The sequence below is a fragment of the Micromonospora humida genome (genome assembly GCF_016901255.1).
Lineage (GTDB): Bacteria > Actinomycetota > Actinomycetes > Mycobacteriales > Micromonosporaceae > Micromonospora > Micromonospora wenchangensis.
On record NZ_JAFEUC010000019.1, the window covers coordinates 121,274 to 142,615 of the forward strand.

General features: G+C 74.1%; 13 protein-coding genes. 9 read left to right on the forward strand and 4 right to left on the reverse strand.

Annotated elements, in window-relative coordinates; genetic code table 11:
- Nucleotides 1-130 precede the first annotated feature (130 nt).
- Nucleotides 131-1,414 carry a cytochrome P450 gene (locus tag JQX11_RS29515; protein WP_204928197.1) on the reverse strand — a complete coding sequence of 428 codons (1,284 nt, stop codon included), beginning with the start codon at nucleotides 1,412-1,414 and terminating at the stop codon, nucleotides 131-133.
- Between the two features lie 153 nt (nucleotides 1,415-1,567).
- Between JQX11_RS29515 and JQX11_RS29520 the strand changes: the two genes are divergently transcribed.
- From JQX11_RS29520 to JQX11_RS29550, 7 genes are all read left to right on the forward strand, one after another.
- Nucleotides 1,568-2,113 carry an RNA polymerase sigma factor gene (locus tag JQX11_RS29520; protein WP_204928198.1) on the forward strand — a complete coding sequence of 182 codons (546 nt, stop codon included), beginning with the start codon at nucleotides 1,568-1,570 and terminating at the stop codon, nucleotides 2,111-2,113.
- On the forward strand, nucleotides 2,110-2,871 hold the full coding sequence (locus tag JQX11_RS29525; RefSeq protein ID WP_204928199.1) for a hypothetical protein: 762 nt from the start codon (nucleotides 2,110-2,112) through the stop codon (nucleotides 2,869-2,871). Before JQX11_RS29520 ends, JQX11_RS29525 begins: the two co-directional genes overlap by 4 nt.
- A 121-nt stretch (nucleotides 2,872-2,992) precedes the next feature.
- On the forward strand, nucleotides 2,993-3,469 hold the full coding sequence (locus tag JQX11_RS29530; protein WP_372444651.1) for an iron chaperone: 477 nt from the start codon (nucleotides 2,993-2,995) through the stop codon (nucleotides 3,467-3,469).
- Between the two features lie 52 nt (nucleotides 3,470-3,521).
- Nucleotides 3,522-3,968 (forward strand): hypothetical protein, encoded by a 447-nt coding sequence (locus JQX11_RS29535; protein ID WP_204928200.1) that lies wholly within the window; start codon nucleotides 3,522-3,524, stop codon nucleotides 3,966-3,968.
- Between the two features lie 100 nt (nucleotides 3,969-4,068).
- The gene (locus tag JQX11_RS29540) at nucleotides 4,069-6,327 is read left to right on the forward strand and encodes a catalase (RefSeq protein ID WP_204928201.1); all 2,259 of its coding nucleotides are present in this window, start codon (nucleotides 4,069-4,071) and stop codon (nucleotides 6,325-6,327) included.
- 98 nt (nucleotides 6,328-6,425) lie between these two features.
- Nucleotides 6,426-6,866, forward strand: coding sequence for an Rv0361 family membrane protein (locus tag JQX11_RS29545; RefSeq protein WP_204928202.1), 441 nt, complete (start codon nucleotides 6,426-6,428; stop codon nucleotides 6,864-6,866).
- Nucleotides 6,867-7,049: 183 nt separating this feature from the next.
- On the forward strand, nucleotides 7,050-8,708 hold the full coding sequence (locus JQX11_RS29550; RefSeq protein WP_204928203.1) for a glycoside hydrolase family 27 protein: 1,659 nt from the start codon (nucleotides 7,050-7,052) through the stop codon (nucleotides 8,706-8,708).
- Between the two features lie 62 nt (nucleotides 8,709-8,770).
- Here JQX11_RS29550 and JQX11_RS29555 read toward each other — a convergent pair whose 3' ends face one another.
- Nucleotides 8,771-9,616, reverse strand: coding sequence for an alpha/beta fold hydrolase (locus JQX11_RS29555; protein WP_204928204.1), 846 nt, complete (start codon nucleotides 9,614-9,616; stop codon nucleotides 8,771-8,773).
- Nucleotides 9,617-9,718: 102 nt separating this feature from the next.
- On the opposite strand from JQX11_RS29555, the gene JQX11_RS29560 reads away from it, so the two are divergent.
- Both JQX11_RS29560 and purU read left to right on the forward strand, forming a co-directional pair.
- Nucleotides 9,719-10,192 carry a MarR family winged helix-turn-helix transcriptional regulator gene (locus JQX11_RS29560; RefSeq protein WP_204928205.1) on the forward strand — a complete coding sequence of 158 codons (474 nt, stop codon included), beginning with the start codon at nucleotides 9,719-9,721 and terminating at the stop codon, nucleotides 10,190-10,192.
- Between the two features lie 94 nt (nucleotides 10,193-10,286).
- A complete protein-coding gene (purU, locus tag JQX11_RS29565; RefSeq protein WP_204928206.1) occupies nucleotides 10,287-11,138 on the forward strand; it encodes a formyltetrahydrofolate deformylase in 852 nt (283 codons plus the stop codon).
- 79 nt (nucleotides 11,139-11,217) lie between these two features.
- Here the strand turns inward: purU and JQX11_RS29570 are convergent, their stop codons facing one another.
- Together JQX11_RS29570 and JQX11_RS29575 are read right to left on the reverse strand one after the other, a co-directional pair.
- Complete coding sequence (locus JQX11_RS29570) at nucleotides 11,218-12,861, reverse strand: DHA2 family efflux MFS transporter permease subunit (RefSeq protein ID WP_204928207.1); 1,644 nt, start codon at nucleotides 12,859-12,861, stop codon at nucleotides 11,218-11,220.
- A gap of 62 nt (nucleotides 12,862-12,923) precedes the next feature.
- A complete protein-coding gene (locus JQX11_RS29575) occupies nucleotides 12,924-21,326 on the reverse strand; it encodes a type I polyketide synthase (RefSeq protein ID WP_204928208.1) in 8,403 nt (2,800 codons plus the stop codon).
- Nucleotides 21,327-21,342 lie beyond the last annotated feature (16 nt).

Consider the following 21,342-nt stretch of genomic DNA (forward strand, 5'->3'; position numbering starts at 1 on the left):
CCGGCCGCCGGTGGGACACGGGAGGCGTGGCAGTGGCCGGGGACGCGGCCGGGACCAGGTGCGACGTCGGCGGGGCCGTCGCCGCGCTGGTCACCGGAGCAGCCGCTCCGTTTTGATCGACCTTACTCAATCAAGCCCGTTGCGCAAGGTCCACCCGGGCGGTGCCGTCCGGCCGATCGGCCGCCGGCTCGCCGACCCGCACCGCGAGTTGGTCGTGCCCCCGCAACATGAGCTGCCGTGGCTCGCCGGGGGTCGCGGCGAGCGCCAGCGCCGGGAACCGGTCGAGTAGCCGGGGCAGCGCGATCCGCCCCTCCGTCCGACCCAGTGCCGCACCGACGCAGTAGTGCGGCCCGGCGCTGAACGCCAGGTGCCGGTTGTCCGCCCGGGACGGGTCGAACGTGTCCGGATCGGGAAACCGTCGCGGGTCCCGGTTGGCCGCACCGGTCAGCACCAGCGCCGTCCGTCCACGGGGGACGTCGACCCCGGCGACCTCGGTGTCCTCGGCGGCGTAGCGCACCGCGAAGTGCACCGGCGGCTCGTACCGCAGGATCTCCTCGACGTACGCCGGGGCGAGGGACGGGTCGGCGCGCAACGCGGCCAGCGCGGCGGGCCGCGCCAGGAGCAGGGTCAGCCCGCTGCCGAACAGGTTGGCGGTGGTCCGGAACCCCGCGTTGTACGTGACGATCAGGTTGGCCAGCAGCTCGGCCTCGGAGAGCTGGTCGGGGCGGTCGGCGCGCAGGCTGGCCAACGCCGAGACGAGGTCGTCGCGGGGTTCAGCCCGACGGGCGGCGAGCAGCGTGGTGAAGTACCCGGTCAGCTCCTCGGCGGCCCGGTTGGCGGCCCGGATCTCCCGGAACGAACGCGGCCCGATCTCCAGCACCGCGTCGAACGCCCGCACCCGGGACGGGAACCAGGCCCGGTCGGAGGGCGGCACCCCGAGCAGCTCGCCGACGACGGCGCTGGGCAGCGGCAGGGCGAACGCCGCCATGAAGTCCACCGGCCGGCCGTCCGCGCCCGCCTCGGCGAGCCCGTCGAGCAGGTCGTCGGTGATCCGCGCGATCGCCGGTTCCAGGGCGGCGACCCGGCGGGCGGTCAACGCCTGGCCGAACAGGTGACGCACCCGCGCGTGGTCCTCGGCCGGGGCGTTGAACATGCTGGCCTGCAGGGTCCGCAGCACCGCGTGGTCGCGCCAGCGGACGCCGGCGCGGTCCAGGTACCGCGCGTCGAGCACCCGGAAGACCGGATCACGCAGCACCCGCTGGGCGGCGGCGTACCCGTGGACCACCACGGCGTGCGGTGCCGTCGGGGCGAGTGCGACCGCCTCCCCCAGCTCGTGCAGCCGGGCGTAGTACGGGTAGGGGTCGCGTCGTACCTCGTCGCCGAGCAGCTCGTCGAGGGATACCGGGAAACCCATGGCGCTCCTCGTCGGGGTGCACGGGCGGAGGATGCCGTGACCTTAGACGCATCGACGGCGGCCTGTCCACGGCCGGTTCGGTGCCGGACCGGGTGTGACAGTGGGGGTGCCGCCGGACAGGTAGGGGGTGCAACGACCGACCGAAAGGCGCACATGAGCAGTGCTGATGACGGCGTACGGGAGCGACGCTTCCGCTCCCTGCACGCCGCGACGTACCCGGACCTGCTGCGGTTCGTGCAGCGGCGGGTCCCGCCCAGCGAGGCGGAGGACGTCGTCTCGACGGTCTTCCTCACCGCCTGGCGACGATTCGACGACCTCCCCGACGACGCCCGTCCGTGGCTGTTCGCGGTGGCCCGCCGCACGATGGCGAACCAGACCCGGGGCTGGCTGCGCCGACGGGCCCTGGACGTCCGGCTGGTGGCGGCGGACGGGCCGGCGTACGGGGACGACATGGTCGACGCCGCCGCCCGGATCGACCTCGACCGGGCCTGGCGCGGCCTGCGACCGGCCGACCGGGAGGTGCTGGCGCTGGTGGCGTTCGACGGGCTGACCGCCGCACAGGCCGCCACCGTGCTGGGCTGCCGCCGGTCGACGTTCGCCATGCGGTTGGGCCGGGCCCGGGAACGCCTCCGGGCCGCGCTGGAACCGCCCGCCGCCCGCCCACACACCCTCACCGTCTTCAAGGAGCAGCAGTCATGACGGACCTGGAACGCCTCTCCGTGTTGGACCCGGCACGTGGGGTGCAGCCGACCCCGGCCGAGTGGGAACGGGCCACCTCGGTCGTCGACCGGATCGTCGCGGACCGGGCAGCCGACCGCCCCGCGCCGGCACGACGCCTGGTGACCAGGCGTGGGGTGGTCGGCCTGGTCGCCACCGGGGCGGTCGCGGTGGTGGGCGCGGTCACCGTGCCCGCGCTGCTGCCGGGGCCGATGGACCGGGCCTTCGCCTCGTGGACCCCGGTGCCCGGCGCGCTCACCGGCGAGCAGGTCCTCCCGCAGGCCCGCCGGTGCGCCGGGAGCGGGGTGGGCAGCGAGCCGGCGGCACCGGTCGGCCCCTCCGACGTGCTCCTGGCCGAGCGGCGGGGGGTGGCCACCCTGCTCATCCAGCGGCGCGGCTCGGGCGTGATCGAGTGCATGAGCGTGGACGACGGCCAGCCGACCGCGATGACGTTGGCGGACGGCCCCCTGCCGCCCCCCGCCGCCGGCACCGTCAACCTCGAGACGCGCAGTTCGGTCGGTTCCGGCCACGACCAGTACTCCAACGCCGTGGGTCTGGTCGGCCCGTCGGTCACCGGCGTCGACCTGGTGCTCGCCGACGGCAGGACCATCCGGACCAGCACCGGGGGCGGATGGTGGGCGGCGTGGTGGCCGGGGCCGGAGGGCGGCGAGATCGGCAGCATCACGGTGGTCGTGCACCGCCCCGACGGCTCCACCACCCACCGGATCGAGGACCTGTGACCGGTGGCCCCGCCGGGTGCGACCGGTCAGGAATCGAGAAGCCGGCGACCCGGCGGGGCCATAGCCTTTACCCAGGTGGCCGGCAGGATGCCGCGCCCGAACGGCGAGAGAGGGAGCCCGCGTGTCCACGAAGAAAGCGACCACCGCGTCCGACGGCGACACCACCGGGGAGGCCGGCGACGGTTTCACCGCCGAGGAGCGCGCCGCCATGCGGGAACGCGCCGCCGAGTTGCGGGCCGAGGGGCGCAAGGGCGCCAAGAAGGCTGACGGCATGCAGGCGGTGCTGGACCGGATCGCCCAGATGGCCCCGGCGGACCGGACGCTCGCCGAACGGGTGCACCTGACGGTCACCACGGCGGCCCCGCAGCTGTCGCCGAAGACCTGGTACGGGATGCCGGCGTACGCGAACGAGGACGGCAAGATCGTCGTGTTCTTCCAGGACGCCGGCAAGTTCAACTACCGGTACTGCACCCTCGGCTTCCAGGAGTCGGCCAACCTCGACGAGGGTGACCTGTGGCCGGTGTCGTACGCCCTGCGGACGTGGACCCCGGAGGTGGAGAAGCGGGTCCGGGACCTGGTGACCACGGCGGTCTCCTGACGGTCACCGGTCGGGTGGGTGTCAGCGTCCCGCAGGCGGGTAGGCGGGGCGGATGACGCCCACCAGCAGAGCCCTGATCGCCGGTGCGGCCGGCGCGTCCGCCCTCAACGCCGTCACCTACCTCGACATGGCGCTGCGGGCCCGGCCGGCCAGCAGCGCCGCCGAGGACAGCGCCGGCCGGCTGGCCGATCTGGCCCACGTCGACCTCGGTGACCAGCGCACGGCCGCCAACCGCCGGTCCGGGCTCGGGCCGCTGCTCGGCTATGCCACCTCGGTGGCCGCCGCGGCGGGTTACGCGGCGGCGGGTGGCCGCCGGCTGCCGCTGGGCGTGTCCGTCCTGGCGCTGACCGGTCTGGCGATGATCGGCTCCAACGGCCCGCTGACCGTGCTGCGGCTCACCGATCCCCGGACCTGGTCGGCCACCGACTGGATCACCGACGTGGTGCCGCACCTGGCGTACGGCGCGGTCACCGCCGTCACCCTGCGCGCGCTGCGTTGAACCGTCGCGGGCGACCGACCGACATCGGTGTGTTTTGCGGAGGGATGCCCGGGTAGGGGAGGAACACCCGTTCCCCGCTCCACGAAGAGGTGCCGCCCAGATGGAATCCCGCAAGCCGACCGAGGTCGTCAAGGACGTGGTGGACGCCGCCGCCGAGAAGGTGTCGCACCTGATGACCCCCGAGGTCCCCGGAGCGCCGGGCAGCGCCCCGCCGACCGTCGAGGAACCCACCACCCCGCACGATCCGCTGCCACCCAAGAAGGAGCAGGGCGCGCCGGAGACCCGTACCCCGACCGGCGCGGCCACCGGCGCGCCGGTCGTCGCCAACGGCCAGCAGGGCGCGTTCCTCACCACCGCGCAGGGGGCCCGGCTGCGCGACACCGACCACTCCCTGAAGGCCGGCCCGCGCGGCCCGACGCTGCTCCAGGACCACCACCTCCGCGAGAAGATCACCCACTTCGACCACGAACGCATCCCCGAGCGGGTGGTGCACGCCCGGGGCGCCGGCGCGCACGGCGTCTTCACCGGGTACGGCGCGCAGGAGGTGACCCGGGCCGGCTTCCTGCGCAAGGGCAAGGAGACGCCGGTGTTCGTCCGGTTCTCCACCGTCCTGGGCTCCCGGGGCTCGGCCGACACGGTGCGGGACACCCGGGGGTTCGCCACCAAGTTCTACACTGACGAGGGCACCTTCGACCTGGTCGGCAACAACATGCCGGTCTTCTTCATCCAGGACGCGATCAAGTTCCCGGACATCATCCACGCCGGCAAGCCGCACCCGGACCGGGAGATCCCGCAGGCGCAGAGCGCCCACGACACCTTCTGGGATTTCGTCTCGCTGCACACCGAGGCGCAGCACCACACCATGTGGAACATGTCCGACCGGGGCATCCCGCGCTCGTACCGGACGATGGAGGGCTTCGGGGTGCACACGTTCCGGCTGGTCAACGCCGCCGGGGCGACGGTGCTGGCGAAGTTCCACTGGAAGCCGAAGCTGGGCGTGCACTCGCTGGAGTGGGAGGAGGCGCAGCTGCTCAGCGGCATCGACCCCGACTTCCACCGGCGTGACCTCTACGACGCCATCGAGGCCGGCGCGTACCCGGAGTGGGAACTCGGCCTGCAGGTCTTCCCGGACACCCCGGAGGAGACCTTCGCCGGCATCGACCTGCTCGACCCCACCAAGATCGTGCCGGAGGAGCTGGCGCCGGTGCAGCCGGTCGGGAAGCTGGTGCTCAACCGGACGCCGACGAACTTCTTCGCCGAGACCGAGCAGGTCGCCTTCCATCTCGGTCACCTGGTGCCGGGCATCGACGTCACCAACGACCCGCTGTTGCAGGGCCGGCTCTTCTCGTACGTCGACACGCAGCTCACCCGGCTGGGCGGGCCGAACTTCTCGCAGATCCCGATCAACCGGCCGCACGCGCCGGTCAACGACATGCTCCGCGACGGGTTCCACCAGCACGCCGTGCACGCCGGGGTCGCGCCGTACCGGCCGAACTCGCTCGACGGGGGCAACCCGTTCCCGGCCGGGGACGCCGAGAACGCGTTCGTCGACGTGCCGGTGACCGTGGCCGAGGCCCCGAAGGTCCGGGCCAACCCGGCCTCCTTCGACGACCACTTCAGCCAGGCCCGGCTGTTCTGGCTGAGCATGTCGCCGGTGGAGCGGGAGCACATCGTCCGGGCGTACACCTTCGAGTTGGGCAAGTGCTACCACCAGGCGATCCGGGAAAGGCAGCTGCAGTGCCTGGCCAACATCGACCCGGTGCTCTGCGCGCAGGTGGCCACCGGCCTGGGCCTGCCGACGCCGGAGCCGACCGTGCCGCTGGCCGACGTCGCGCCCAGCCCGGCGCTGTCCCAGCTCGGCCGCACCTGGCCGGCCGACGGCCGTACGGTCGGCATCGTGGTCGACGCCGACGCCGGCACCGACGACGTCGAGCAGGTACGCCGGGAGGTGTTCGCCGCCGGCATGGTGCCGCTGGTGATCGCCGCGCACGGCGGCACGGTGGGCGACCTGACGGTGCAGCGGACCTTCGCCACCGGCCGCTCGGTCGAGCTGGACGCGCTGCTGCTGGCCGGGGCTCCCGCCCCGGCACCGGACGCGCTGCCGGCCCGCGACGCCAAGGCGGGCGCGGCGGACGCCGGCGTCGTCGACCCCCGGGTACTGCTGCTGGTGCAGGAGTGCTGGCGGCACGCCAAGGTGATCGGCGGCTGGGGCGCGGGCGTGCGGGTGCTGGAGCTGGCCGGGGTGGCCGGCGCGGCGGGCGTGGTGACCGATGACTCGCCGACCGGCGTGCTCGCCGACGCGCAGGCCCTGCTGGCCGCGCACCGGGTCTGGGACCGGTTCCCCGCCTCGATCTCCTGACGAGGGCTGTCGAGACGGGTGTCCGCCGTGGTGCACGGTGGACACCCGTCACGACCGGGCCGGCGGTCACCTTGCCGCCGGCCCGTACCGTCGGTGCGGTGACCGCCGAGAAGGAGCTGTCCGGCCGGGGTTTCGCCATCATCATCGTCGGCGTCGGCGTGCTGCTCTGCTGTGGCACCCCGACCGCCGGCTTCTACCTGTCCCACAAGGACGCGAGGGAGGAGCCCGGCATCCGCGCCGCCGCCGACGCCTACCTGTCCGCAGTGGTCAGGCATGACGACAACGGCGCGTACGACATGTTGTGTGCGGCCGACCGACGCCGCGAGTCGCGGGCGGACTGGCTGGACCGTCCTGCGGCCGGGTACGGGGTGACCGGGTTCCGGATCACCGACGTGACGGTCAGGCGCCTGAGCGAGGGACCGACCCTGCGGTGGGTGACCGCCGAGGTCACCTATTCGGACCAGGCACCCCGGACGGTGGGGCTGAACGTCGAGCGGCAGGACGGCGCCTGGAAGGTGTGCAGCCCGGACGTCCGGTGACCGGCCCTCGGGCGGCGGACGGCGGGCGGTGGGCGGTGGGCGATGCGGCCCGGGCGAGGGCGGCGCAGGCCGGCCCCGGGTACGGTCGACGGGCGCGTATTGACGTCACATGTCAGACGAATTACGTTGGCGAGCGTCGATGTATTACGAATCGTGGCCTGCACCCCGGCAAGGAGCGTGCGCATGTTCAGACGACGAGTCGCCCTGCTGTCCCCCGTACTGTTGGCGGCGACCCTGGGCACGGCGGTGGTCACCGGCGCGGCGGTGCTCGGCAGCGCCCCGCCCGCGCAGGCGCTGGAGAACGGCCTGGCCCGCACCCCGCAGATGGGCTGGAACGACTGGAACTCCTTCGGGTGCAACGTCAACGAGACGCTCATCCGGCAGACCGCCGACACGCTGGTCTCAAGCGGCATGGCGGCGGCCGGCTACGAGTACGTCAACATCGACGACTGCTGGTCGACCAGACAGCGCACCGCCAGCGGCGACCTGGTCGCCGACCCGGCGAAGTTCCCCAGCGGCATGAAGGCGCTCGCCGACTACGTCCACGGCAAGGGGCTGAAGCTCGGCATCTACTCCTCGGCCGGGACGACCACCTGCGCCGGCTACCCGGCGAGCATCAACTACGAGCAGCGCGACGCCAACCTCTGGGCATCCTGGGGCATCGACTACCTCAAGTACGACAACTGCGGCGACCATCTCGGCCGCAGTGGGCAGCAGCGCTACACCGCGATGCGTGACGCGCTGGCGGCCACCGGCCGGAAGATCCTCTACAGCCTGTGCAACTGGGGCCAGGAGAGCGTCTGGACCTGGGGCGCGTCGGTGGGCAACTCCTGGCGCAACACCGGCGACATCGGCGGCAACTGGAACTCCATCATGGGCATCCTCGACCAGCAGGTCGGCAAGGACTCGTACGCCCGGCCCGGCGCGTGGAACGACCCGGACATGCTGGAGGTCGGCAACGGCCCCACCGAGACCGAGTCGCGGGCGCACTTCAGCCTCTGGGCGCTGCTGAACGCGCCGCTGCTGGCCGGCAACGACCTGCGCTCCATGTCGGCGGCCACCCGGACCATCCTGACCAACACCGAGGTCATCGCGGTCGACCAGGACTGGGGCGGCCGGCAGGGCTACAAGATCAGCGACAGTGGCGACCTGGAGGTCTGGCGCAAGCCGATGTCCACCGGAGCCGTGGCCACGGTGCTGCTCAACCGGGGTGGCGGCACGGCCACGGTCACCACCACGGCCAGCGCTCTGGGTCTCGGCAGCGCCTCGTCGTACGCGGTGCGGGACCTCTGGGCGCACAGCAGCTCGACGTCGGGCGGCACGATCAGCGCCTCGGTGCCGGCACACGGCGCGGCGATGTTCCTGGTGACCGGCGGCGGCACTCCCCCGCCCACCACGCCGCCGCCGACCACCCCGCCCCCGACCACCCCCCCGCCGACGACACCTCCGCCGACCACGACGTCCGCCGTCCGCAGCGTCTCCGCCGGCCGGTGCCTGGACGTCAACGGCGCGGCGCAGACCAACGGGGCCACCACCATCGTCTGGGACTGTCACGGCCAGACCAACCAGGCGTGGACCTCGACCGGCAGCCAGGAGCTGCGGGTCTACGGCACCAAGTGCCTGGACGTCAACAACGCCGGCACCGCCAACGGCACGTCGGTGATCATCTGGGACTGCAACGGCCAGTCGAACCAGAAGTGGCGCTTCAACGCCGACGGCACCGTCACGGCGGTCGGCTCGGGCCGGTGCCTGGACCTGGTGGGCAACGGCACGGCCAACGGCACCCGTACCCAGATCTGGGACTGCAACGGCGCGACCAGCCAGCGGTGGAGTCGCGGCTGAGCCGGTAGCCGGGCACCGGTCGACGACGCGCCGCCGCGGGCACCGCCCCGCGCGGCGCGTGGTCATTCCCGCGCGGCGAGGACCTCGCGCAGCGTCGCAGCGTACCCCCGGGGGTGGGTGGTGTTGCCGTTGTGCCCGCCGGGGAAGACCACCGGCGTGGTACCGAGCAGCTCGGCCAGCCGGTCCGCGCACCGGCGGTCGAAGACCTCCGGCGCGGTGCGGGCGCCGACCGCCGGGACGATCCGGGTGCCGCAGCCGGGCAGATCCTCCGGGCGCAGGTCGTCGCCGACGATCGCGGTGAAGTCCCGGCGGATGAACGTGTCGAAGTTGGCGATGCGGCGCGGCGTCATCGGCTGCGGGGTGAGGTCGGGCTCGGCCTCCTGGCAGGTCGGGTCGATGCCGAGCACCCGGGCGATCTCCCGCATCGCCTCGGTCAGCCCCCGGGCCGCGTAGCGTCGCTGGACGTCGAGTAGTTCGCGTTCGTGGCGGGCCCGTTCGGCGGCGGGCAGTAGCCGGGGTGAGACCGGCTCGTGGGCGACGAGGGTGTGCAGCAGCCCGGGGTGGCGGACGGCCAGCCGCAGTCCGATCGAGGCGCCGAGGCTGCACCCGAGCATCGCGGCCGGTCGGTCGGTGAGGCTGGTCAGCAGGAGGTGGACGTCGTCCGCGTGGTCGGCCAGGGTCACCGGCCGGTCGGGGTCGGTGAGCGCGCTGCGGGACAGCCCGCGCCGGTCGTAGGTCACCACGGTGTACGCGTCGGCGAGCTGCGCGACCAGGTCGGTGGTCCGGCGGGCGTCACCCTCCCCGCTCTGGCCGATCAGCAGGAGCGGGCCGCTGCCCCGGACCTCGTGGTAGAGCCGGGCGCCGGGAACGGCGAGCGTGCCGGTCCGGAGGGTGTCGGTGACGGACATCTGCATCTCCATGCGCTGGACGGGCGGGCGGGCCCCGCCGACAAAAAGCATCGTATCAGATGCATCTCGAATGATGGATCGTTTCTGATGTACCCTGAACGGGTGAACGGCATCGAGTTGTTCCTCCTGGGGCGCACCCTCATGAAGCTCGGCGAGGAGGCGATCCCCACCGAGGGGGTCGACTCCCACCCGGCGCTGCACCGCTCCGTGCTCATCGTCGCCAGCGACATCCGGGCCCACCCGGGCACCTCGGTCAGCGAGATCGCCGACCGGACGGGCTTCCCGCAGAGCAAGGTCTCGGTCTGTGCCGCCCGCCTGCGCAAGGCCGGCGCCATCGAGGCCACCCCCGACCCCGACGACCGGCGACGGCTGCTGCTGCACACCGCGCAGCAGGTCTCCGACCGGGTCGTCCAGATCAGGGCCGCCTCGGTCGACGGCGCGCTCGCCGCGGCCCTCGGCACCGACGACCCGGCCCGGATCGCCGAGATCACCGCCGCCCTGGAGACCCTCGCCCGCAGCCTCACCCCGCAGACGCTGCTACGGCTACGCGGCGGCGCCGAGCCGACCGACGAATGAACGGCGCGACGCAGGATCGGCGTTAGACCGCGTCGGCAGACTCGGCGTCGGGGTGCCACCGTCCAGGGCGCCCCGGAATCGTCGAGGAGAGCGGATGTCGGTCGACACCCTTCGTCTAGTCGTGTCCAGCCCCGACCGGCCGGGCATCATCGCCGCCGTGGCCCGGTTCCTGCACGAGCGGGGAGCCAGCATCGTGGAGCTGGACCAGTACACCAGCGAACCCGGCGGCGGCCAGTTCTACCTGCGTACCGAGTTCACCATCGCGCCCGCGCGGCGGGCCGGCCTGGCCGGGGAGTTCGCCACCGCCATCGGCGAGCCGTTCGGCATGCACTGGCGGTTCACCGACGCCCGGCAGGTCAAACGGATCGCCATCCTGGCCTCGCGGGCCGACCACTGCCTGGTTGACCTGCTCTGGCGGTGGCGACGCGGAGAGTTGGCCGCGGACATCACCCTGGTCGCCTCGAACCACCCCGTCCTGCGCGACACGGTGACCGGATTCGGCGTGCCCTTCCACGAGGTACCGGTCCGGCACGGTGCCCGCGACGCCGCCGAGGGCACCCTCGCCGACCTGCTGGCCGGGCAGTGCGACCTGATCGTGCTGGCCCGTTACATGCAGATCCTCAGCGGCGGGTTCCTGGAGAAGGTCGGCGTCCCGGTGATCAACATCCACCACTCGTTCCTGCCCGCGTTCCCCGGCGCCGGGCCGTACGAGCGGGCCCGGCAGCGTGGGGTGAAGCTCATCGGCGCCACCGCGCACTACGTCACCGCCGCGCTCGACGAGGGGCCGATCATCGAACAGGACGTGATCCGCACCTCGCACCGGGACACCACCGCGACCCTGGTCCGGCTCGGCGCGGACGTGGAACGCACCGTCCTGGCCCGGGCCGTCGCATGGCACTGCGCCGACCGGCTGCTCCAGTACGACAACCGGGTGCTGGTCTTCTGAGCACCCGCCCGACGCGAACGAGGTGTCCCCGGCCCGCGACTGCGGACCGGGGACACCTCGTTCGCGGGCGTCAGCCGTCCTACGAACGGCTTCCCTCGGTCGAGGCCGCCACGGCGGCGGCTGCGGCCGGTGCCGGCGCCGGCACCGCGGTGCCCGGCGGGGTCGGGGCCGGAGCCGGGGGACGCCGCCTGACGAACGTGGTGAGCACCGCCGCGACCACGACGATGGCGATCGGGAACAGGAAGTTGGTCTTCAACATGGACAGGAAGGCGTGGTCGTACACGTTGGTGAAGACCGTCGCGATCTGCGCCCGGAGCTGGTCCGGCAGGTCACCCGGCAGGTGACCGAAGATGCCACCGGGCCCGCCGGCCCCGGCCTGCACCCCGGCGTCGACGAACCGGTCGCGCACGTCCGCCGGCAGCTGCCCGGCCTGCGCGGTCGCCTCCTGGCGGACGGTGGTGGCGAGCCGGCTCTGGATCAGCGCACCGACGATCGCCAGGCCGAGCACCGAACCGAGCTGGCGCACCGTGTTGTTGAGCCCGGACGCCGCCCCGGCCAGGCGCGGGTTGACCCCGCGCATCGCCTCGGTGGCCATCGGCGCGAGCAACGACCCGGTGCCGAGGCCGGCGACGAGCAGACCGGGCACGAAGGTGTACCACTTGCTGTCCAGCTGGGCCAGGCTGACCAGGATCACCATGCCGATGGCGTACATGGTGAGGCCGAACAGCAGGACGAACTTGCCGCCGATGCGGTCCGACAGCCGCCCCGCGAACGGGGACACGATGATCGCGACCAGCGGCGAGGGCGCCAGCGTCAGACCGGCGTGCAGCGCGTCCATCCCCAGGACCTGCTGGAGGTAGAGGTTCATCGGCAGGACCAGCCCGAGCATCGCCATCGAGACGACGGCCGCGTTGATGCTCATGATCGTGTAGTTGCGGTCCCGGAACAACGCGAACGGCACCAGTGGTTCGTCGTCCTGCTTGGTGCGCTGGTGGGCGATGAAGACCCCGATCAGCACCAGGCCGGCGGCGAGCAACGCCCAGATCTGCACGCTCCAGTCGTAGCGCTCACCCTCGTTGAGGGCGAACACCACGCAGAACAACGCCGCGGTGGCGATCAGCACGCCGACGACGTCGAAGCTGTGCTTGCGGTCCGGCTTCATGTTGGGGATGAGCAGCGGGGTCAGCACCAGCACGGCGATGCCCAGCGGCACGTTGACGAAGAAGATCGACCGCCAGCCGAAGGTCGACACCAGCAGGCCGCCGAGGGTCGGGCCGGAGATGGTGGCGACACCGGCGACGGCACCCCACACGCCCATGGCGGTGCCCCGCCGCTGCGGCGGGAAGATGCCGATGATCATCGCGAGGGTCTGCGGCACCATCATCGCCGCGCCGATGCCCTGCACGGCCCGTGCGCCGATGAGCTGGCCGGGGTTCTGCGCCGCGCCACAGACGATGCTCGCCACGGTGAAGACCGCCGTGCCGGTGAGGAACAGCAGCCGTGGCCCCTTGAGGTCACCGAGCCGTCCGGTCGTGATCAACAGGACGGCGAGGACCAGCGAGTACGCACTGATCACCCAGAGCACCTGGTTGAACGAGGCACCCAGGTCGGACATCACGTCCGGGATGGCGATGTTGACGATGGTGAGGTCCAACAGGGTCATGAAGAAACCGATCGACAGTGTCGCCAGCACCGCCCACGGGTTTCCGCGCAGCCTACTCAAGATATTTCCCTTCCATGCCGAATGATGCCGATCCAGGTGCTGACCACACGGTCCCGTGCAGGTCAGGAGAGCCGATCCGGTTGCGGACCGCTGAGCTCTCGGTCGAGGGTGTGGAACAGGTCGTCGTCGTCGATCGCGTCGAGTTCGTCGGCGCCCCCGGCGGCTTCGTCGCCGCCCTGCCGGCCCTGCCAGCTCCACAGCAGATTCCTCAGTCGCTCACCGATGTCGTCCTCCTCCCCGTCGGGGATGTCGCGGGTGGCCAGCAGAGCGTCCAACCGGTCCAGCACGGCCAGCACCGCTCCGGCGGGTTCACCGGTCTCCGGCACCAGTCGGGTGCCGATCTGCTCCGACAGCGCCGCTGCGGTCGGAAAGTCGAAGACGAGCGTGGTCGGCAGCCGCAGCCCCGTGGCGCTGTTGAGCCGGTTGCGCAACTCCACCGCCGTCAGTGAGTCGAAGCCCATGTCGCGCAGGCTGCGGGCGTCCTCCACGACCTCCGCGTCGGAGTAGCCCAGGACGCCCCGGATCTCCGTACGCACCAGGTCCAGCAGCCGTTCGCCGCGCTGCTGCGCCGGCAGGGCGGCCAGGCTGTCGGCGAGCCCCTCCGGCCCGCTGCCGGGGGCGGCGGCGGCCACCGACCGGCGGGCCGGCGCGGGCGTCACCGGGGCCAGCGCGGTGAGGACGTCCGGCAGCCCGCCGACGCCGGCCGACGCCCGCAGCGCCGCCGGCGCGAACGCCGCCGCGACCACGACCGGCGGGAGGTCCCCGGTACCGGCCACGGCGGACCCCCGGTACGCGAGTGCCGCGTCGAGCAGCCCCAACGCATCCGGCGCGGCCATCGGGGTGATGCCGATCCGGGCCAGCCGGGCCCGGTCCGCCGCACCCAGCTCGCCGGCCATGCCGCCGGTGCCCCACAGTCCCCAGCCGACGGCCAGGCCGGGCAGTCCCTCGGCACGACGCTGCCCGGCCAGCGCCTCCAGGAAGCCGTTGGCCGCCGCGTAGTTGGCCTGCCCGGCGGTCCCGACGGTGGCCGCCACCGACGAGAACAACACGAACGCGGACAGGCGTCGGCCCCGGGTGAGTTCGTGCAGGTTCCACGCACCCTGGGCCTTCGGGCGGAGCACGGCGGCACAGCGCTGCGCGGTCAGCCCGGTGAGCACCCCGTCGTCGAGCACACCGGCGGCGTGGAAGACCGCACCCGGCCGGTACGCGTCGAGCACCTCGGCCAGCCGCTCCCGGTCGGCGACGTCGCAGGCGACGACGGTGGCGGTGGCACCGGCGGCGGTCAGGTCGGCGAGCAGTTCCTCCGCGCCGGGAGCCGCGGACCCCCGCCGGGCGGTCAGCACCAGCCGGCGGACGCCCCGTGCGACGAGGTGGCGGGCGAGCACGCCGCCCACCGCGCCCGTCGCGCCCGTGATCAGCACGGGGCCGTCCGCGTCGAGCCGGTCGCCCGTGGTGGTTCCCGGGTCCGGCGGGCTCCCGGCGGGGTCCACCCCGTCCGGCGCGGTCCGCGACGGTCGGGGAAGCGGGGTGAGCCGGGGGGCGAGGGCGACGCCGTCGCGCAGGGCCAGCCGGGGGTCCCGGGCGGCCAGTGCCATCGGCAGGGCGGTGATCGAGGCCGGCGTGCCGTCCACGTCGATCACCGTGATCCGGCCGGGGTTCTCGCTCTGCGCGCTGCCGAGCATCGCCCACACCGCGGCCATCGCCGGATCGGGCGTCTCTCCCGGCCGCGCGGCGACCGCCAGCTCGGTGAGCACGACCAGACCCACGTCGGCCAGCAGGTCGTCGGCCAACCACTGCTGCAACAGCTCCAGCGTGTCGGCGACCGCCCGCTCGGCGGCCACCGGCGGCGGCAGCTCGGCCATCGCCCGGCTCGTGGCGATCGAGGAGACGGCGTCGACCACGATCACCGACGGCGGCGGGGTCCCGGTGGACACCGCCTCGTGCACGGCCGTCATGTCGACGAAGAGGGCGGCCGGGCCGAGCAGCTCCGCCGCCGAGTCGGCCAGCACCCGGCCGTCGTCGAGCACCGCCCACCGGGGGTGCGGGCTCGGGTCGACCGCCGGCAGCGCCACCGGGTGCCAGTCGACCCGGTACAGGTCACCGGCCGGCCCGTCCTCCGGCAGGTACGGCCGCAGGGCCAGCTCCGCGATGTCGGCAATCGGCGCACCCGCCGGATCGACCAACGACACGGAGACGGTGCCGGCCCCGGGCCCCGGCGCGAGCCGCACCCGGGCGCTGGTCGCGCCGCTGGCGTGCAGGGCGAAACCGGCGACGGTGAACGGCAGGTGCAGCCGGTCGGTCGTGGGGACGCCGAACGCGACGGCGCGCAGCGCCGCGTCGAGCAGCGCCGGGTGCAGACCGAAGCCGGCCGCGTCGGAGGGCACCGGGTCGGGCAGGGCCACCTCGGCGTAGTGGACGTCACCGACCCGCCAGAGCGCCCGTACGCCGTCGAAGGCCGGGCCGATCGCCAGGCCGGCGGCGGCCAGGTCGACGTGCAGGGCGGCCGGATCCACCGGTGACGCCCCGCGCGGCGGCCACGGCTCGCCCCCGGGCCAGTCAGCGGGCACCGACACCTCGGCGCTGAGCAGGCCGTCGGCGTTGAGCCGCCACGGCAGCGACCGGTCCTGCGGCTGGGTGTGCACGGTGAAGGCGCGGCGACCCGACCCGTCGGCCGGCCGGACGGTGACCTGGAGCCGGACGGCCTCCTGCACCGCCAGCACGATCGGCGCCCGGAAGGTGAGTTCGTCGACCCGCCCGCAGCCGACCTGGTCACCCGCGCGCACGGCCAGATCGGCGATCGCCGCGCCGGGCAACGTGACCACCCCGCCGACCGCGTGGTCGGCGAGCCACGGCTGGTCGGCCACCGAGAGTCGACCGGTGAGCAGTTCCCCCGCGCCGTCGGCCAACTCGACCACGGCACCGAGCAGGGGGTGGTCCGCCGCGTCCTGGCCGGCGGCGCGGGTGTCCCCGGCCGGGGCGGGGGCGTCGAGCCAGTGCCGGGTGGCCTGGAACGGGTAGGTGGGCAGGGCGACCAGCCGGCCGGCCGGGTTGCGGGCGGCCAGCACCGCCGCCGGGTCGGGGTGCTCGGCGTTGGCCAGCACGGTCGCCACGGTCGTCGCGAAGGTGTCCTGCTCCGGCTGGCCGGTCCGCAACGCGGCCACCGTCACCGGTGCCGGTTCCGCGCCGCCGATGCTGCCCTGCACCATGGCGGCGAGCACCGGGTCCGGTCCCAGCTCGACGAAGAGCCGGACCCCGTCGGCGTGCAGGGTACGGACCCCCTCGTGGAACCGGACGGTGCCCCGCAGGTGACGCGCCCAGTAGTCGGGGGAGGTCAGCTCCTCGGTGGTGGCCGTGCGACCGGTGACGTTGGAGACGATCGGGATCTCCGGCTCGTGGAAGGTCAACGCACCGGCGAGGTCCACGAACTCCGCCAGTACACCGTCCATGTGCGCGGAGTGGAAGGCGTGGCTGACGCGCAGCCGCCGGGTGCCGATCCCGTCGGCCCGGCACCGCTCGACGACCCGCTGCGCCGCGGCGGCGTCACCGGAGACGACCACCGACTCCGGGCCGTTGATCCCGGCGATGCTCAACCGGTCGGCGTCCGGCCCGAGCAGGGCGGTCACGGTGGGCTCGTCGGCCCGGATCGAGACCATCGCCCCACCCTCGGGGGCCGACTCCATCAGCCGGCCACGGGCGGCCACCAGCCGGCAGGCGTCGGCCAGGGTGAGCACCCCGGCCACGTGCGCGGCGACGACCTCGCCGATCGAGTGGCCGATCAGCCGGTCGGCGACGACGCCGGCCCGCTCGACCAGCCGGTAGAGCGCGGTCTGCACGGCGAACAGGGCGGCCTGGGTGTAGCGGGTCCGGTCGAGCAGCGCGGCGTCGGCCGAGCCGGGCGCGGCGAAGACGACCTCCCGCAGGGGACGGTCCAGGTGCGGGTCCAGGTGGGCGCAGACCTCGTCGAAGGCCGCCGCGAAGACGGGTTCGGTGGCGTACAGCTCGGCACCCATGCCGGGACGCTGGCTGCCCTGCCCGGTGAACATCAGGGCCAGCCCGCCGGGCGCGCCGCGCCCGGCGACGACGCCACCGGCCACGCCCCCGTCGGCGAGCGCCGACAGGCCGGCGAGCAGGCCGTCGCGGTCCCGGCAGACCAGCACCGCGCGGTGCGCGAACACCGCCCGCCGACCCAGGGTGTACGCCGTGTCGGCGAGCGCCCGCCGGCCGTCCGGGCCGGTCTCCCCGGCCGGCGGTCCGGCCAGGGCGTCGGCGAGTCGGCGGGCCTGCCCGCGCAGCGCCTCGACGGTACGCGCCGAGAGGGGGACGACGACCGGGGTGGCCCCGGCGACGCCGTCGTCCGTACCCGGGTCACCGCCGGAACGCCCCTGAGCCGGGTCGGGGGACGGGGTGCCCGGGTCGTCGCCGCCGGGGCGTCCGGCCGGTGCGGGAGCTTCGACGATGACGTGGGCGTTGGTGCCGCTGATGCCGAACGACGAGACGCCCGCCCGGCGGGGACGGTCGGCCGCCCCGACCCATTCCCGGGCCTCGTCGAGCAGGCGGACCACACCGGCCGACCAGTCGACGTGCGGCGTCGGCTCCTGCACGTGCAGGGTGCGCGGGAGGATGCCGTGGCGCATCGCGAGCACCATCTTGATCACACCGCCCACCCCGGCGGCGGCCTGCGCGTGGCCGATGTTGGACTTCAGCGAGCCGAGCCACAGCGGGGTCTGCGGGGAGCGTCCGGCGCCGTAGGTGGCGATGAGGGCCTCGGCCTCGATCGGGTCGCCGAGCCGGGTGCCGGTGCCGTGGGCCTCCACCGCGTCGACGTCGACGCCGGTGAGCCCGGCCGAGGCGAGCGCCTGCCTGATCACCGCGCGCTGGGCCGTCCCGTTCGGCGCGGTCATCCCGTTGCTGGCCCCGTCCTGGTTGACGGCGGAACCGCTGAGCACCGCGAGCACCTCGTGCCCGTTGCGTTCGGCGTCGGAGAGCCGTTCGAGCAGCAGCAGACCGACCCCCTCGGCCCAGCCGGTGCCCGTCGCCGACGACGAGAAGGCCCGGCACCGGCCGTCGGCGGAGAGCGCGCCCTGCCTGCTGAACTCGATGAACGTCTTCGGGGTGGCCATCACCGTGACGCCGCCGGCGAGGGCCATCGTGCACTCGCCCCGGCGCAGGGCCTGCGCGGCCAGGTGCACCGACACCAGCGACGAGGAGCAGGCCGTGTCGACGGTGACCGCCGGTCCCTCCAGCCCGAAGGTGTACGCGATGCGTCCGGAGGCGACACTGCCGGCGCTGCCGTTGTAGAGGTAGCCCTCGGCGGATTCGGGGGCGGCGGCCAGCCGGGCACCGTAGTCGCCGTACATCACCCCGACGAACACGCCGGTACGGCTGCCACGCAGGGTGGCCGACGGCAGGCCGGCCCGTTCGAACGTCTCCCAGGCGGTCTGGAGCAGCAGCCGTTGCTGGGGGTCCATCGCGGCGGCCTCGCGGGGGTTGATGCCGAAGAAGTCGGCGTCGAACCGGTCGGCGTCGTAGAGGAAGCCGCCCTGGTCGGCGTGGCTGGTGCCGGGCCCGTCCGAGCCGGTGTCGAGCAGGCCGGACATGTCCCAGCCCCGGTTGCGGGGGAACCCGCCCACCGCGTCCACGCCGTCGGCGACGAGCCGCCACAACTGCTCCGGGGACTCGACACCGCCCGGGTAGCGGCAGCCCATCGCCACGATCGCGATCGGCTCGTCGGCCGGCCCGACCGTCGGGGCGACCGGCGTCGGGGCGGGACCGGTGCCGCCGGAGACCCGCTGCTCGAGATGCTCGGCGAGGGCGGCCGGGGTGGGGTGGTCGAAGACGAGGGTGACCGGCAGGGTGATCCCGGTGGCGGCCCCGATCCGGTTGCGCAGCTCGACCGCGCTCAGCGAGTCGAAGCCGAAGTCCTTGAAGGTGCGGTCGGCCTCCATCGTCCCGGCCGGGTCGTGCCCGAGGACGGTGAGGACCGCGCCGCGCAGGAGTTCGGTGACCGCCTCCCGACGCCGGGCTGCGGGGAGCGCCGCCATCCGCCGCTCCCAGGACTGCCCGGTGTCGACGCCGGCAGTCGCCCGCACCCGACGTGGGGCGACCCGGACCAGGTCCCCGAACAGGGCGGGCAACAGCCCGGCGGTGGCCTTCGCGCGGAGCGCGGCCTCATCCAGCCGGGCCGCGACCACCGTCGCCGGGCGCGGCTGCGCTGCGGTGGGGTCCTCGGCCCGGACCGCCTCGAACAGCGCCAGGCCGGCCGCCTCGTCCAGCGCGCCGATCCCGTCGCGGCCCAGCCGGCTCAGGTCGGCCCGGCTGAGGTGGGCGGTCATGCCGGAAGCCGTGGCCCACAGGCCCCAGGCGATGCTGGTGGCGGGCAGGCCGTGGGCGCGTCGGTGCGCGGCCAGACCGTCCAGGAAGCCGTTGGCCGCGGTGTAGTTGGCCTGCCCGGCGTTGCCCAGCGTGGCGGTCACCGACGAGAAGAGCACGAACTCGGCCAGGTCGAGGTCGCGGGTCGACTCGTGCAGGTGCCACGCCGCGGTCTTCGGCCGCAGGACGGCGTCGAGCTGCTCGGGGCGCAGCGAGGTGAACAGGCCGTCGTCGAGCACCCCGGCGGCGTGCAGCACGGCGGTGAGCGGGTGCGCGGCGGGAATCGCGTCGAGCAGCCGGGCGAGCTGCGACCTGTCGGTCACGTCGCAGGCCGCCACCTCCACCCGGGCGTCGAGGTCGCCCAGCGCGGCGGTCAGTTCGGCCATCCCGGGCGCGTCCGCACCGCGCCGGGCGACGAGCAGCAGCCGCTGGGTGGGATACCGGGCGGCCAGGTGACGGGCGAAGACCCCACCGAGCACCCCGGAAGCGCCGGTGATCAGAACGGTGCCGTCGGTGCGCGTCGCCACGGTCGGCGTCGTGCCGCCGTTCGGGGCGACCGGGGTCAGCCGGGGCCGGTGGTCGACGCCCGCCCGGATGGCGACCTGCGGCTCGGTGCCGCGCGCCGCGACGTCGACGGCGGCCCGGGAGCGCCCGTCGTCGTCCAGGTCGATCAGCACGATCCGGTCCGGGTGCTCAAGCTGGGCGGTACGCAGCAGCCCCCACACGGCGGCGGCGGCCGGGTCGACGTCCTCGCCGGGCCGGACCGCGACCCCGGCCCGGGTCAGCACGACCAGCTTCGACGGGTGGGTCCGGTCCGGCGACCCGTCGGTGTCGGCCCCGGCCAGCCAGCGGGTGACCTCGGCGTGGACCCCGTGCACGACCGACCGGGTGGCCTCGGCGACGTCACCGTCGGTGAGGTCGACGGCGCGGCCGGTCAGGTCCAGCACCTGCTGGCCGGACGCGTCCGCCGGGTCCGCGTCGGTGACGCCCCGCTCGCCCGCGGGGGACCAGGTGATGGCGTACAGGCCGCCGTCGGTGGCGGGACCGCGCAGGTCGCCGGAGAGGGGCCGCATCGCGAGGCTGTCCACGGTGGCCAGTGCGGCGCCGGTCGGGTCGGTGACGACCAGGTGCAGGACACCGGGCGCGGTCCGGGTGAGCTGGACCCGGGCCGAGGTGGCAGCCGTCCGGTGCAACGCGACGCCGGACCAGGCGAAGGGCAGTTCGACGGGTGCGTCGGGGGCCTGCGGGTCGGTCAGGCCGGCGTGCAGGGCGGCGTCGAGCAGTGCCGGGTGGATGGCGAAGGCGGTGACCCCGGCGTGCTGCTCGGGGGCGAGCGCCACCTCGGCGAAGACCTGGTTCCCCCGACGCCAGGCGGCCTGCACGCCCTGGAAGGCCGGGCCGTAGTGGTAGCCCCGCGCGGCCAGGTCGGGGTAGAGGTCGGCGCAGTCGACGGGCTCCGCGTCGGCCGGCGGCCAGGTGTCGGCCAGGCCCTCGGCCGGCGCGCGGTCGGCGCTGTCGGAGAGGACACCGACGGCGCAGGTCGTCCAGGCCGTCCCGGCGGGGCCGCTGCGGGCGAAGAGGGAGACGGGCCGGCGACCGGCGTCGTCCGCGGCGTCGACCACGGCCCGCAGTTGCGTGGACCCGGTGGTCAGGACGAGCGGCTGGTGCAGGGTCAGCTCGTCGACGTGGTCGCAGCCGACCTCGTCGCCGGCACGCAGCGCCATGTCGAGGAAGGCCGTGCCGGGCAGGACGACCGTGTCGCCGACGGCGTGGTCACGCAGCCACGGCTGGCCGGTCAGGGAGACCCGGCCGGTCAGCACCACCCCGCCCGAGCCGGGCAGCTCCGTCGCGGCGTCCAGCAGCGCGTGGCCGGTGCGGGTCGCGTCGTCGCCGGTGTTGCGGGGTGCCTCCAACCAGTACCGCTCCCCCTGGAACGCATACGTCGGCACCTCCACCAACCGACCCGCACCCACCACCCGCTCCCAATCCACCCCCACCCCCGACACAAACGCCTCACCCAACGACAACAACACCCGACCCACACCACCCTCACCCCGACGCAACGTCGGCACCACCACACCACCCGAACCCAACACCTCCAACGACTCCCGC